Origin of the sequence: Streptomyces luteolus (assembly GCF_029968015.1) — a bacterium.
Classification (GTDB): Bacteria; Actinomycetota; Actinomycetes; order Streptomycetales; family Streptomycetaceae; genus Streptomyces; species Streptomyces luteolus.
The window spans coordinates 1-13,132 of the sequence record NZ_JASCIS010000081.1; the positions used below are offsets into that span (position 1 = coordinate 1).

Here is a 13,132-nt window from a genome sequence, read left to right on the forward strand (position 1 = left end):
TGCCTGGCATATCGCCCGCCGTCCCGGCGGGCTGGTCGCCCTCGCGATTCAGTACGGCCATCTACGCACATCCATCAGCTCCGGATACGCCTCCCGCAGTCGAGACGGCATCCACCAGCTCCTCGACGTCGAGACCGCCCGCGCCACCGCGGACACCCTCACCACCCTCCACGCCGACCTCGCCGACGGCATCGGCATCTCCGGCCCTGCCGCACGACGCGCGATCCACGCCGCCAACCAGGCCCCCGCCTTCGTCGGCACCGTCTTCACAGTCCGGGCCGCCCGCGCCGTTCTGGAGGACACATCCTTGGCCGTCCACGACAACCCGCACGCCTACCTGATGTGTGTCTACAACCGGGAGAAGGCGCTCTGCCATCGGCTCGCCGACCGTCGTGACGCACCCACCCTGGACCGCTGCCAGCCCACCTGCGCGAACGTCACCCGGACTGACCACCACGCCGACCAGCTCATCGCCCAGGCGGAAGTGCTGGAGAAGCAGTCCGTCGATCTCGTCCCCGTCCCCCTGGCGCACCGGCTGCAGGCCCGGGCTCAACGCCTCCGAGATCTTGCCGAGAAGCACCACCGCGACCGCATCACCGTGCCGGAGGCCTCCGCATGACCCCTGCCATCGACGAACGCGACCGCATCCGCGCGGCCATGGACCGCATCCTTAGCGGCTCGTCCGTCAACTCCAACGGAGCCCTGACCGTCGTCGCCCTGGCGACCGAAGCAGGTGTTCCCCGCAATGCCCTGACCCAACGACACCAGGATCTGAAGAACGAGTTCTACGAACACGTCCGCGCCCGCGGAGAGATCCCCGACAGCGAGAAGCGACTCCGTGCTCGAGTGGTGAAACTCAAGGAGCAGCATGCCGAGCATCTCAAAGAGATCGAGGAACTCAAGAACGCCAACGAGATCCTCGTCCGAGCACTGCACCAGGCCCAGATGGAGAACCGTCAACTCCGCCAGCAGGCCGCACTGCAGGAGCCAAGGATCAGGGCCCTGCCGACCCAGCCCCACCCTGCTCCTTCACTTCGCTGAGCGTCCAGTGAATCTTCAACACGCTGAACTTGACGGAGAAACCGACCCCGAGGGCGAGGACGTACGCCGCGCCGAAGTCGGCCCGCTCACCGTCGTCTACACCGTCAACCGCCCCGGTGCGCACCTGTACGTCCTCGCCGTCACATGGGCCGGCTAGCTGGTGGGAACCGCGACGGTCAACCCCGCTCGGCCCGAGTCGGCCCTCGCTCCACATGGCTGAAGCTCACGGGCTGCGGGCAGGGCTCTGTGTGGACGGGCATCGAGGCGCCGGCCCCGGAGGCGCTGAACTTGGCCCAGTCCTCGTATTCCTCGCCGCGGCGGATGGGCTGGTCGCATCGTGCGCAGATCACGCCGGGCCTCCGTTCGCACCACTGTCCGGGGCGAGTGCCGTGCTGAGCGCGGTGGGATCAGTGAGACGGCCGGTGCCGTCGGGGCGTTCCAGCCACACCCGTCCGTTGGCCGCGCCGAGGACCGGTGGACAGGCGAGGCGCCAGCTGGCCGGGTGGACGGTGAGGTGCGGCACCTCGTCCAACTCGTCACCGAGTTCGGGCGGGAGCAGCCACCACGCGCGCCGGCCAATGCCGTGAGGAGACAGCGGGATGCCATAGGGCGTGGAACGGCTGAGGAATGTGTGGGGAATGTCTGCGGAATCTCGTGCGGGCAGGGTCGTGATCACGGCGAAGGCCACCGGCTCGACGGGTCGGGGGGCCGTGAACAGGAGGAGTACCGAGATGGCGAGGATTGTCCTCATGTCGGGCAGTGTCCGGGACGGGTCGCTGAACACCGCGGCGCTGTGCACGGTGCGGGAGATTCTCGGGCGCCGCCACGGCTCCTTCGCCACGCCTGGGCTGGACCTGACCGCTCTGCCGTACTACGACCAGAACGCGGACCGGGGACCAGGCCCGGATGCGGTGTGCACGGCGCGTGGGGTGGTGAGCGCCGCGGATGCACTGATCATCAGCACGCCTTCGTACAACGGCGCGATGAGCGGCGTGCTGAAGAACGCACTGGACTGGCTCTCGCGCCCCTGGGGTGCAAGTGCGTTGACTGGCAAGCCGGTTGCGGTGCTGACCGCGTCGACCGGCCGCACAGGCGGTGCCGATGCGCAGCCGGAGCTGCTGCGGGTGCTCGAGCGGGCCGGCGCGTTCCCGGTCGCCCATCCCAAGGTGGCCATCACGGCAGGCGAGGAGATGATCAGCGCCGCCGGGACGTTCCTGCGTCCCTCCGTAGTCGCTGCCCTCGACGGCCTGGTCGACGCCACCCTGACCACCCTGAGCCGTCAACCCGCGCTCAGCCAGGCCGGTTGAGCCCACTAACCAGCCCGCTCACAACGCCACCGGCGCCACCGGCGCACACGGCGCGAGCGGGCACCGAGTCAGGCATCCGCTTCGACCCGGCCACCCCCAACACCGAGAGGAGGAACAACCATGACCCGCAAGCCGGTTCGCCGCTACGTGCGCAACGAGATCTGATCACCAGCAACCTCCCAAGGGATGCAGGTGGCGTTCTCTCCACACCCGTCCGACCGGAAGGGGGTGACCCGCATGACCAAGATCGTCCGCCGCTTCGTGCGCAACGAGATCTGATGACACACAGCCTCCCGGGGAGGAAGGCGCGCCCTTCCTCCCCGGGCTTGGCAAACGTATTGAACAGGAGACCCCGCCATGCCGAATCTTGAACGCCTGACCCGCATACTGAGCTGTCCGGGGCGCGGCCTCCTGGGCGCCGACGCCCGCGGTGGACTGCACTGGCTGGACCGCGATCTCAACGTGGTGGCCTCTTCGAACACTTCTGCCCCTGCCCAGGACCCCATCGGGGACCCCGTCTACGCGGTGGCCTTCCACGGCGACTGGATCATCACGCGTGACAAAGTGGGGACCATCTCCCGCTGGCACGCGGACACACTGCGTCTCGCGGACCGGTTGGACGCGGCTGCCACAGCCGACGTCGCTCTGCTCCTCGAAGGCGAGCAGCCGGCCCCGACGATGCTCCGCGGAATCGGCATATGGCAGGGCAAGGCCTACCTGAACAACGGGTACTTCCAGGTCGTAGTCATCAATCTGGAGGACTTCACCGTGGAGCGAATCGTCCCCTGGCCCCATGGGTACGACATGCTTGAGTGGTTCTGCACGGACGCGCCCGGAGTGCACGCCGTCGCGGACCGCCACGGCCGGATTCATCTCGGGTCCCTGGAGGACCTGTCCTTCCCCAGCGTTGTTCAGGTGGACACGTCCAACGTGCACAGGGTCGTCTACGACGGGCGTCATCACCGCCTGTGGGCTCTTGGCGATGCGGGCATCGGCGAGACACGCAATATCAGCAATGGTGTCATCACGCTGGACCTCGACGGCACGATCGGCGAGCGTCTCGACATCGCGGTCAACGACGTCGAAGGACTCGCCTTCTCACCGGACTTCGGCACAGCGTATGTCGGCGGCTTCGACGGCCAGTTGCTCGTCTTCGACAACACCGAAGCGAAACTGCGCGTGACCAAGCGCGTCGGAGGCTTCAGCCACCAGATCATCGACATCACCGTGGACGAACACGGCGATGTCTACACCCTCACCCAGGACGGCGAGGTCACCGCTCTGAAGGCCGACGGTACCGTGCGCGGCCGGCTTGGATACGAGCGACAGTGTGTATGGGACCTGCAGCCGGTGCCGGACGACGACCAGGCTCTGCTGGCCGCGACCGACGACGGAACCGCCGTGCTGCGGCTCGTGGAGCAGGCGCCCGGCCACCCTGGCCTCGTCATCACGGACCAACAGAGCACAGGCCGCGGGTTCACGCGACGCGTGGTGACCTTCGATGACGGCTGGGCCGGCGTCTGCTGGCCGCGGACGGTGCGCCGAGTCGCCGGCAGTGGGCGCGTCCTATGGGAACGGCAGATGCCCGGCATCGCGCACACCCTGAGCGCCTCACCGGACGGCAGCCGGATCCTCGTGGCCTGCAACGCGGGTGCCCTGGAACTTGATGCGACAACCGGGCGGGAACTCTCACGGATCGATGATCTGCCCGCGAGTGCCTGGGCCAGTTCCTATCTTCCTGACGGGCGGCGGCTGATCGCCACCCGCAATGGTGCGCTGACCGCCTACTCCGCCGAGGGCGAGGTCACTTGGGCCACGGAACTGGGCAGCTATCCCAAGCGGCTTCTGGTCCATGGAAATCGCGTGGTGGCCACCGGCGGCGGCGGATTCAAAGAATTCGAGATCGGCAGCGACAAGCTGGACCAGCGCTTCACCGAGCTCCTGGATAACACCGGCGAGAACTGCGTCGTGGTAGACGGCATCTTGTGTGCCATCACCTACGGGCTGCAGATCGCCGCCTACGATCATGCCTCCGGTGAACTGCTCGCCCTGAATGAAGACCTGCCCGATTTCCCGAAGGGCATGGCGGCGCTGCGAGGGGTCGACGGGGCAGCGTATGTGGTGGTCGGCGGACGCGGCGGATTCGTCCGGCTCTACCGACTGGATCGCTCACGGACCAGTGGAGTACTCACCGCCGTGCGTGATCTCTGGCTGCCCAATGCCACCGGCGACTATCCCAACGCGGAGAACACCGAGAACACCGAGCCCATGGTGACTGGTGTGCGGAACGGCCCAGGACCGGCATGAAGTCGAGCTCCGTAGTCCCTGAAGCCGGCAACAAGGCACGTGTCCTGGACACCGACGTGATGAGTGAAGCCTCACCACTGCGCAATCGGCGCTTTGTGGTGTTCGCCGTGGGCAACGGCATCAACAACATCGGCGAAGCGATGTACGCCACGGCGCTACCCTTGCTGGCCTATCGGCTCACCGGCTCGCTGGGAATCATGACGGCGCTGGCCGCAGCGGTTCCCCTCGCCATGCTCCTGGCGCCCTCCCTCGGGTCGGTGGCCGACAGGTGGGGGTCTCGTGTGCTGGTCGTTCCCGGCCTCCTGCTGCAGGCGGCCTCGGCCCTGGTGATGAATCTGCTCCTGCAGTCGGGGGCGGCATCCACGGCCTCGCTGTGCATCTGTACACTCCTGGTCGCGGTGGGAGCCGCGGCATACCGGACCGGTTGGATGACCGGCGTGCCCCGGATGTTTCCGGACACACCAGTACGTGCCCGCGGGATGCTGAACAGCCTCTTCTTCGCCACGACCCTGATCGGTCCAGTGCTGGTCGCCGGATGCCTGCCCTTCATGGGGTACTCGGGACTGCTGTGGCTGAACCTGGCGACGTTCTTCGCCCCGATCGCGGTCTGGCTGGCGGGTGTGCACCCGCCACGGGTCAGCCGCGTGAACCGTGGCAAGGGACACAACTGGAAGCTCTCGCAGGGCTGGAGAGCGATCGTCGAGGACCGCCGGATCTTCGGCATGCTCATTGTGCAGCTCGTCATCGGCATCACCTGCGGTGCGGGTCTCACCACTTTGGTGGTGTTCTCTCTCACCCATACCTGGCAGCAGTCTGACGGCACGGCGAGCGTCGCACTGACCGTCATGAACGCCTCCATGCTCGTCGGGAACCTGATGGTCACCCAGATCAAGCGCCTGCGCCCGTGGGTTGCCCTCAGTTTCGGCATGGCGGTCCGCACCGCCTCGCTCCTGTTGCTGTCCGTGCCCTCCTGGCCCGTCTTCCTCGTCGCCCTCGCTCTCGGTGGGATCGGCCAGGGAGCGGTGCTCAGCACCGTGGTGATGATGCGCGTCAAATACCTCCCCGAGGCGGTCCTAGGGCGGGCGTCGGGACTGATGTGGCTGATCACCGGCGCGGCAGCACTGCTGTCCCCCGTCATCGCCCCCTTGCTGACGGACGCCGGCGGGACACGGGGCGCATTCCTGGTCCTGGGCTTGGCCACCTCCCTCGGTCTGTGGCACCTGCTCCGCTCCCGAGCCGACTGGGCTCAGGGCTCCGGGCCGGCCTCGCCGGCCTCGGGCCGATAGACGTCGCCGTGGGACAGGAAGCCCGGCCGCCATGGACGTCGAGGTGATTGTCGCGCCGTGAGCGGCTCTGACTTGACGGGGGTTCACGTCCCAGTAGCGGCAACCGCAGCGCGGGCCGGACCGGCGGCCATTCCGCTACGAGCCGGACGCCATGGGTACCGCGTGGAACAAAGACCTGCCTGGTGAATGTGACCAGGCAGGTCTTTTGTCGTGCCTGGGGCGCTGTCGTTCCACGGGGTGCTGAGAAGCGGTCCAGAGGGCGCAGAGGGGCGGGCGACGGTCCGCGTGAGGACCGAAGTCCTCGCGCCAGCATCTGCTCGGGCTGTCGACTGTCGGGAGCGTACAGCCGACTGGGGGCGATGGCCCGCGACGCTGCGGATCTCACTCGCGGATGACCTGACAGTCGAGCCGCGGCGGGGTGACGGTCGCGGCACGGACTCGGAGCCAGCCCGCCCGACCGGTGCACGCCTACACCGAAGGCGAGCTACAGGTCGCGGCCGCCCCGCCCGTATGCCGTCACGTGACAGGGCGGACGGTTGAGGAACCCGGAGGGAATCTCTGCGGAATCTCGGCCGGACAGAGTTCTGGCCATGGCGAAGGCCAACGGTTCACCAGCCGGAGCACTCGAATCCGACCGGGCCGAACCCGTCGCGCCTGCGCCGCCGGTCTACCCGCTCGGCAAAGAAGAAGGTCCCGCCATGATCCGCAAGCCGTTCGCCGTTGCGTGCGCAACGAGATCTGATCACGGCCTGTGGCACCCGATCCGCACTCGACCTGACTGGGCTCCGGTCTCCGGACCGGTCTCGCCGGCATCAAACAGCCAGACACGGACAAAGAAGGATTTCATGCGAAGTGCCACCGAACCATCAAGCATGACGCAATCGCCCTGTCAGCGGGCCACCACGGCGTCGCCGTCGCACCCAGCGGACATCTCACTCCGTACCCGGGTACGGATACCGCTGGAGGCCGGCGCCGGGCAGATCGTTGACGCGCAGGTGCTGACCTTCGACGGACTGGCCGACGGACGCGAACACCTGGCGATCCGACTGGGAGCCAAGAACGCCGCCGCGCCCCTGGTCCGGTTGCACTCGGAGTGCCTGACCGGAGATGCCTTCGGCTCCGCGCGGTGCGACTGCGGACCACAACTGCACGAGGCCATCCGGCTGATCGACGAATCCGGCGGCGTGCCGCACCGCCCTGAAACGCACCGGCCGCACCCGCGTCGACGAAGAAGTCCTCCGCTGGGCCTTCAGCAAGCTCGGCTCCGCACACTGACCCACGCCCGCGGCTACCAGCGCATACCCAGCTGATCGAGGTCGCCACGGCGTTCTGCGGTGAGCTTCGTGGCGCGTCTGCGTACGTTCGCGACCCACATCCCCAAAGCCACGGGCACCATGCCCTCGGGGGTGGTCTCCCGCCCCGAAGCGGCGGGCCCGGCTTCCTCGACAGACAGCTCTTCGACGTGCTTCCTCGGGACGTTCAAGTGCCCCTCGCGGGCCTGGTATTGGCGGGCGGCAGCGAGGTTGAGCATCCACTTGTGATCCTGTGTGCGCTTGACGGGCCGCTCCTCGTCCCCGGCCGCCTCAAGACCGAGGACGTTTGCCAGCAGCCACTGCTGGGCGGGCTGCAGTTCCTCGAAGCCGTACCGCTGCGCGGTCACCCACCGCCCCAGGTCCTCGCCTTGAACCACCACTTCACCGACAGCCGTCGGTAGGCTCCCGCCGCCGGCCACATGCGCCTGGGTCAGGCGGAAGCAGCGTTGCCATCCCACATCCCAGGCCGGGGACCAGCCGGGATCGATCTCTTCCAACGCTTCGCGTCGTTCCTGGGTGAGTGCCCCGGCCGCCGATTCGACAGGCAGGCCGGCTGCGCGCCGCGCCTCGACCTCGTCGGCGAGTTTCGCGGCGGCCCGCTGGTTCTTGGCCCAGTTCCCGACGGGGTAGTCGTTCCACACGGCGGTGACCGGGGGCAGGAAGTGCCCGTGCTCGGAGGCCCATTCACGCGCGGCGGCGAGGCCTTCTTCGAAGGCGACGTCCTGGTGCGACCACACCATCCCCAACGCATCGAGCTCGGCGACCCGCTCGACGTCCAGGCCTCCGGCTTTGTAGGTCTTGCGCTGGGTGGCGAGCCACGTCCCGAGCGGGAACCCCGCCGGGCTCCAGTCGTCAGGGGTGACGTAGTCGTACGGCGCCCGCAACTGCTCCGCGCCGGTCTCTTTCACGTACCGGGCGCAGGCCTCGATGCCGCTGAGACAAATCCCGTGGTGATCACTGGGTGGGTGTGGTGTTGGTCTGGGGATCGGCGTGTTGGCCTGGGGGTGTGGTGATCGTTTCGGGATGGGCGTCTGTGGTGTGGTGTGGTTGGGGGCGGGTCTCTCGTGGGGTTGCGGTTGGTGGAGCGGTCCTGACGTGCAGGGATAGTGATGATCTCGGGATGTAGTGATCGTCGTGGGATTTGGTTTTGCCTGCGGGGCAGGGGAGATCGCGGCAGGCTGATAGGTCCGGTAGTCGATCATGAAGCCGCCCTTGCCGGGGGTGACCCATTTCTGCAGCAGGAAGAAGCGGTTTTGGGCAGGGGGGAGCGGCACGGGCCGGTAGCCGCTGCGGGCGACCTGCGCGGCGTACATGTCGTTGGGGGACAGCTCGACGTGCGGCCGGAAGGGGTCGCGCAGTCCCGCATCAGGGGTCTGCTGGTACTCGAGTGCGACCCATTCCTGGGCCATCTGCTGGAGTTCACCAAGCGTGTACAGCGGCATCCGCTCGATGCCGCGGCCGCGTTTCTTGTGGCTGCGGCCCTGCCAGATGATGCGGCGCACACGCCCGTCCCGCTCACGCCGTCGGTCGGGTGACCGCTCGCCCAGGTTTCGCGAAGCGGTCGCCGCCGCGTCGGGGTGGGGGCTGCTCTTGGTCGTCGTCCTGCGGCGGGTCGGGCAGCGCCAGGCACAGCGCTTCGAGGGCCGCCGTGAATGAGTGCTCGGGCGGGGTGCCGTAGCCGATCACCAGGCCGTCCCGTGGGGGCATGGCGCTCTCGGGGTGCCGGTAGGGGCTCAGGCCGTCGACGGCCAGGCCCTGGCGGCGTGCGCCGCGCAGCGCGGCCTGCTCGGTGCCGTCGGGCAGTTCGAGCACGGCGTGAAGTCCCGCCGCGATTCCGCTTACCCGGATGTGCGGGGCCCGCGCGGCGAGCGTGGCGGCGAGCTGGTCCCTGCGCCGGCGGTAGATGTGGCGCATCCCGCGCAGATGCCGGTCGTAGGAGCCACAGGCGATGAAGTCGGCGAGCGTGAGCTGCTCGACGACGCCCGACCACATCTCGCGGGGCCCCTTGACGGCCAGTACGTCGTCGACGAGCCAGCCGGGCAGCGCCATCCAGCCGAGCCGCAGCGCGGGCGACAGGCTCTTGCTGGCCGAGCCGAGATAGACGACCCGGTCAGGGTCGAGCCCCTGGACGGCGCCGATCGGTTCGCGGTCGTAGCGGAACTCGCCGTCGTAGTCGTCCTCGAGCACCACGCCGCCGCTCGACCTTGCCCAGTCGATGACCGCCGTCCTGCGGTCGTGGTGCAGGGGCCCGCCGATGGGGAACTGGTGGGCCGGGGTGAGGAGCACTGCCCCGGTGTCGACGGCGGACAGCTCGTCGACCTTCGCTCCGCGATCGTCGACCGTCAGCGGGACGGTGCGCAGACCGGCCTCGGTGACGAGGTCACGGTGGAAGTCGAGGCCGTACGACTCGACCGCCATCGGCCCGCGAAGCAGCGTGGACACCAGGCGAAGCGCGTGCGCGAACCCGGAGCAGATGACGATCCGGTCGGGCGCCGTGCGGACCCCGCGGGCCCGCGCCAGATACTCCGCGAGCGCTTCACGCAGTTCGATGCGGCCGCGCGGATCGCCCACGCCGAAGGCGTCGTTGGGGGCCGCGGCCAGGGCCCGGCGGGTCGAGGTCAGCCAGGCGGTGCGGGGGAAGGTGGCGGCATCGGGCGAGCTGGGCATCAGGTCGTACGCGGGCAGCCGGCGGGTCGGCCGGGTCGGCGCCCGCAACTGACCCGGGTCCAACGGCGCGGCGCGCTTGGCGACGCTTGTCCCCGAGCCCTGCCTGGCGGTCAGCCAGCCCTCCTCGACCAGCTCCGCGTAGGCGTCGGCGACGGTGTTGCGGGCGATGCCGAGGTCGGCTGACAGGGTCCGGTGGGGCGGCAGCCGGGTGCCGGGGGCCAGCCTGCCCGAGCCGATCGCCTCCCGCAGCGCGCGCATCAGCTGCACCCTGATGCTCCCCGGGCCCGTGAGTTCGAGATGGAGATCGGCACCTGTGCCGGGCTCGGCTCCCGCTTCCGGTGAATTGCCCCATGAATCTGCCACAGGAATGCACCATACCGAGGGGCGCTTGGCTACCTAAGGTCGTTGACATGACAACTTTCCAGGTTCCCGAGCGCATGAACTTCTCCCAGGTCTCGCCGAAGGTCTTCAAGGCTGTGCTGGCGCTTGACGCCGCCGCTCGTGACGGGCTCGACCCCGTGCTCGTCGAGCTGGTCCAGATCCGTGCTTCGCAGGTCAACAAGTGCGCGTACTGCATCGACTACCACACGGGCGACGCCCGTAAGGCGGGCGAGAGCGAGGAGCGCATCTACCAGCTGAGCGCCTGGGAGGAGTCGAGTCTGTTCACCGAGAAGGAGCGGGCGGCGCTCGCGCTGACCGAAGCGGTCACCGTGCTGCCTAAAGGCGTGGCGGACGCGGTGTACGCCGAGGCCGAGAAGCACTTCGAGCAGAAGGAGCTGGCCCAGCTGATCGCGCTGATCTTCACGGTCAACGCCTGGAACCGCATGAACGCCACCACCCGCAAGACCCCCGGAACCCTCTGACACGGACGGATCCCTGAGAACCCCAAGGGCGGTGGCCCGCTCCGCACGGCCACCGCCCTTCGCATGCCCGTACAGCCCCTTACCGATTGAAAGGTCCTGCCTTGACCGACATCGACGCTTCCCCACCGCCGACCGACGAGACCGAACGCTCCGCAGTCAAGGGATGGCTCGCCGTCCTGGCCGTGACCCTTGGCATCTTCGCCCTGATGACCTCCGAGCTGCTCCCCGTGGGACTCCTCACCCCCATCGGCTCGGCCCTGGACGTGTCCGAAGGCACCGTCGGCCTGATGGTGACCGTGCCCGGCATCGTCGCCGCCATATCGGCACCCCTGGTGACGGTGGCCACCGGCAAGATCGACCGGCGCCTGGTGCTCGCCGTGCTGATCGCCATCGTGGGCCTGGCCAACCTCGCCTCCGCCTTCGCCACCAGCTTCACCGTCGTCCTCGTCGCCCGCTTCCTGATCGGCATCAGTGTCGGCGGCTTCTGGTCCCTCGCCGGCGGCATCGCCCTGCGCCTGGTGCCGGAAAAGCACGTCGCCCGCGCCACCGCTGTCATCTTCGGCGGCGTCGAGACCGCCTCCGTCCTCGGTGTGCCCGCCGGCACGCTCATGGGTGACCTCAGCGGCTGGCGCAGCGCCTTCGCGGCGGTCGGCATCCTCGGCCTGAGCTCCCTGGCCTGCATGGTCTTCCTGATGCCGAAGGTGCGCCCCGAGCAGTCGATCACCTTCGCCGACCTGCCCAAGGTCTTCAAGTCCAACGCCGCCGTGCGCGTCGGCATCGCCATGACGTTCCTGGTCATCACCGGCCACTTCATCGCGTACACCTTCGTGCGGCCGATCCTGCTCGGCGACGGCATCGACGGCAGCCTGATCGGCGCCCTGCTGCTCACCTTCGGAGTCGCCGGAATCTGCGGCAACTTCATCGCTGGCTCCCTGATCGTCAAGCGCATACGGGAGACCGTCCTCGGCATCGCCGTGGTGATCACCGCGGCCCTGGTGCTGCTCGCCGTGACCGACACCAACACGTTCACGGCCGGGGCGATCCTCGTCCTGTGGGGTCTGGGCTACGGCGCCGTGCCCGTGACCTTCCAGACCTGGGTCCTCAACGCCGCACCCGACGCGAGCGAGGCCGCCTCCTCGCTGTACGTGTCGATGTTCAACCTGTCCATCGCGCTCGGCGCCCTCTTCGGCGGCCTCGCGGTCGACCACATTGCGACCACCAGCGTCCTGTGGATCGGCGGTGGCCTCGCGATCGTCACGCTGCTCGTGCTCGGCGGCAAGACCGGCGGGGCTCGCGGCGGGCCTCGTCGCCCTTGAGGCCGTCGGGGGCGCGGTCGCAGCCGGCGGCCTGGTAGGCCCCGCGGTTCTCCTCGGCAGAACCTTCAAAGAGGCATGGGAGACGGGCTCCGAGATGGACGGCGCCGCGGCGGCCGAGCAGTGACCACACGTTGAGGAAATCATGGAAAGCGCCACACCCCTGCTGATGCCACTCCTCCTCATCGGAGCAATGGCCGTCGTGCTGGCCCTGATCGTCTGGACGTTCGTCGACTTCCGGCGTGAGCACGTGGGGACGCGGGCACTGCGCAAGCAGCGCCAGTACGACGTGATGCACGCCTTCGACGGCCGGCCCGAAGTGGTCGTCCGCTGCAGCGGCAGCGGCATGTCGATCGAAGAGATCGTCTGGTACGGCAGGCAGCGCGGCTACGACCTCTACTGCTTTCAGGGAACCGGACAGAGCGCCAGGAAGCTGGTGATGCGACGCCTGCCCCTGCCGTGGCCGCCCCCTGCGCTACTGCAACAAGTCCCCCCACGCCCCCAGGACCTCGCCGCGATCAGAGCGGACGTCTACCGGACGATCAACCCGGAAGGCCTGTGGGTCCTCGTCGCAGGGCTCATCGCAGGCGCCGCCGGCGTGGGCTTCTCGACCATCGACACTTACCGCGCGCAGGACAGCATCCCAGTCGGGGCGGTGGTCACCGCTGTTCTGCTCCTGCTCGCCCTGGGCGTCGCCCTCCTCGGGCAAAAGGCCCTGAAATCGAGAAGCCGCCGGTTCAGGCCGACGAACAGCCCAATCAACACGCCCCCCACGGGGCGAGCAGGAGGAACGCAGTGAACGTCAGCATCTCGATCCCTCCGTTCTTCCGCCCCATCACCCCAGGCCTCTCCCAGACAGAGGCCGCCCAGGAAGCCCTGGCACGCGGCGGCCAGCAGCACAACGCCATCGACCCTGCCGAGCGCGACCGGCTTCTGACCGAATACCACAAGGCCTCCGAACTACTGAAGACAGCAGGGGCCTTATACAAGTACGGAGACAACCTGACGCAGGAACAACTCCACGAAGGCATCCAG

13 protein-coding genes and 1 pseudogene are annotated in these 13,132 nt (G+C 68.3%); 11 read left to right on the top strand and 3 right to left on the bottom strand.

The features are described from left to right. From QIT00_RS37900 to QIT00_RS37910, 3 genes and pseudogenes are all read left to right on the top strand, one after another. Positions 1-619, top strand: a pseudogene (locus QIT00_RS37900) (integrase); the annotation flags it as partial. Next, positions 616-1,041, top strand: a complete 426-nt coding sequence (locus QIT00_RS37905) for a hypothetical protein (protein ID WP_282540056.1) — start codon at positions 616-618, stop codon at positions 1,039-1,041. The pseudogene QIT00_RS37900 and the gene QIT00_RS37905, both read left to right, overlap by 4 nt. A gap of 7 nt (positions 1,042-1,048) precedes the next feature. Further along, entirely contained in the window at positions 1,049-1,198 is a 150-nt protein-coding gene (locus QIT00_RS37910; protein ID WP_282540057.1) for a hypothetical protein, read from the top strand. Between the two features lie 189 nt (positions 1,199-1,387). Here QIT00_RS37910 and QIT00_RS37915 read toward each other — a convergent pair whose 3' ends face one another. Then, complete coding sequence (locus QIT00_RS37915) at positions 1,388-1,792, bottom strand: hypothetical protein (RefSeq protein ID WP_282540058.1); 405 nt, start codon at positions 1,790-1,792, stop codon at positions 1,388-1,390. Here QIT00_RS37915 and QIT00_RS37920 point away from each other — a divergent pair. From QIT00_RS37920 to QIT00_RS38860, 4 genes are all read left to right on the top strand, one after another. Next, positions 1,791-2,348: an NADPH-dependent FMN reductase gene (locus QIT00_RS37920; RefSeq protein WP_282540059.1), complete on the top strand. Its 558-nt coding sequence runs from the start codon at positions 1,791-1,793 to the stop codon at positions 2,346-2,348. The two genes, QIT00_RS37915 and QIT00_RS37920, sit on opposite strands and share 2 nt — an antisense overlap. Before the next feature lie 357 nt (positions 2,349-2,705). Next, positions 2,706-4,655: a WD40 repeat domain-containing protein gene (locus QIT00_RS37925; protein ID WP_282540060.1), complete on the top strand. Its 1,950-nt coding sequence runs from the start codon at positions 2,706-2,708 to the stop codon at positions 4,653-4,655. Next, entirely contained in the window at positions 4,652-5,941 is a 1,290-nt protein-coding gene (locus QIT00_RS37930; RefSeq protein WP_282540061.1) for an MFS transporter, read from the top strand. The genes QIT00_RS37925 and QIT00_RS37930 overlap by 4 nt, the downstream gene beginning before the upstream one ends. Positions 5,942-6,531: 590 nt before the next feature. Beyond that, complete coding sequence (locus QIT00_RS38860; RefSeq protein ID WP_349017245.1) at positions 6,532-7,251, top strand: GTP cyclohydrolase II; 720 nt, start codon at positions 6,532-6,534, stop codon at positions 7,249-7,251. On the opposite strand, the gene QIT00_RS37940 is transcribed toward QIT00_RS38860, so the two are convergent. Both QIT00_RS37940 and pdxR read right to left on the bottom strand, forming a co-directional pair. Beyond that, positions 7,230-8,756: a helicase associated domain-containing protein gene (locus tag QIT00_RS37940; protein WP_282540062.1), complete on the bottom strand. Its 1,527-nt coding sequence runs from the start codon at positions 8,754-8,756 to the stop codon at positions 7,230-7,232. The genes QIT00_RS38860 and QIT00_RS37940 overlap by 22 nt on opposite strands. A gap of 13 nt (positions 8,757-8,769) precedes the next feature. Continuing rightward, the gene (gene pdxR / locus QIT00_RS37945; protein ID WP_282540063.1) at positions 8,770-10,284 is read right to left on the bottom strand and encodes a MocR-like pyridoxine biosynthesis transcription factor PdxR; all 1,515 of its coding nucleotides are present in this window, start codon (positions 10,282-10,284) and stop codon (positions 8,770-8,772) included. A gap of 47 nt (positions 10,285-10,331) precedes the next feature. Here pdxR and QIT00_RS37950 point away from each other — a divergent pair, with 47 nt between their 5' ends. The 4 genes from QIT00_RS37950 to QIT00_RS37965 form a co-directional block, all read left to right on the top strand. Continuing rightward, on the top strand, positions 10,332-10,784 hold the full coding sequence (locus QIT00_RS37950) for a carboxymuconolactone decarboxylase family protein (protein WP_282540064.1): 453 nt from the start codon (positions 10,332-10,334) through the stop codon (positions 10,782-10,784). Positions 10,785-10,885: 101 nt separating this feature from the next. Next, positions 10,886-12,100, top strand: coding sequence for an MFS transporter (locus QIT00_RS37955; RefSeq protein ID WP_282540065.1), 1,215 nt, complete (start codon positions 10,886-10,888; stop codon positions 12,098-12,100). A gap of 142 nt (positions 12,101-12,242) precedes the next feature. Further along, a complete protein-coding gene (locus QIT00_RS37960) occupies positions 12,243-12,896 on the top strand; it encodes a hypothetical protein (protein ID WP_282540066.1) in 654 nt (217 codons plus the stop codon). Further along, on the top strand, positions 12,893-13,132 hold a 240-nt coding region (locus QIT00_RS37965), incomplete at its 3' end, for a hypothetical protein (RefSeq protein ID WP_282540067.1). The genes QIT00_RS37960 and QIT00_RS37965, both read left to right, overlap by 4 nt.

Excerpts from the sequence above, each read along its gene's own strand:
- QIT00_RS37930 (WP_282540061.1), top strand. The coding sequence starts at position 4,652 with ATGAAGTCGAGCTCCGTAGTCCCTGAAGCCGGCAACAAGGCACGTGTC.
- QIT00_RS37915 (WP_282540058.1), bottom strand. The coding sequence starts at position 1,792 with ATGAGGACAATCCTCGCCATCTCGGTACTCCTCCTGTTCACGGCCCCC.
- QIT00_RS37950 (WP_282540064.1), top strand. The coding sequence starts at position 10,332 with ATGACAACTTTCCAGGTTCCCGAGCGCATGAACTTCTCCCAGGTCTCG.
- QIT00_RS37905 (WP_282540056.1), top strand. The coding sequence starts at position 616 with ATGACCCCTGCCATCGACGAACGCGACCGCATCCGCGCGGCCATGGAC.
- QIT00_RS37925 (WP_282540060.1), top strand. The coding sequence starts at position 2,706 with ATGCCGAATCTTGAACGCCTGACCCGCATACTGAGCTGTCCGGGGCGC.
- QIT00_RS38860 (WP_349017245.1), top strand. The coding sequence starts at position 6,532 with ATGGCGAAGGCCAACGGTTCACCAGCCGGAGCACTCGAATCCGACCGG.
- QIT00_RS37960 (WP_282540066.1), top strand. The coding sequence starts at position 12,243 with ATGGAAAGCGCCACACCCCTGCTGATGCCACTCCTCCTCATCGGAGCA.
- QIT00_RS37920 (WP_282540059.1), top strand. The coding sequence starts at position 1,791 with ATGTCGGGCAGTGTCCGGGACGGGTCGCTGAACACCGCGGCGCTGTGC.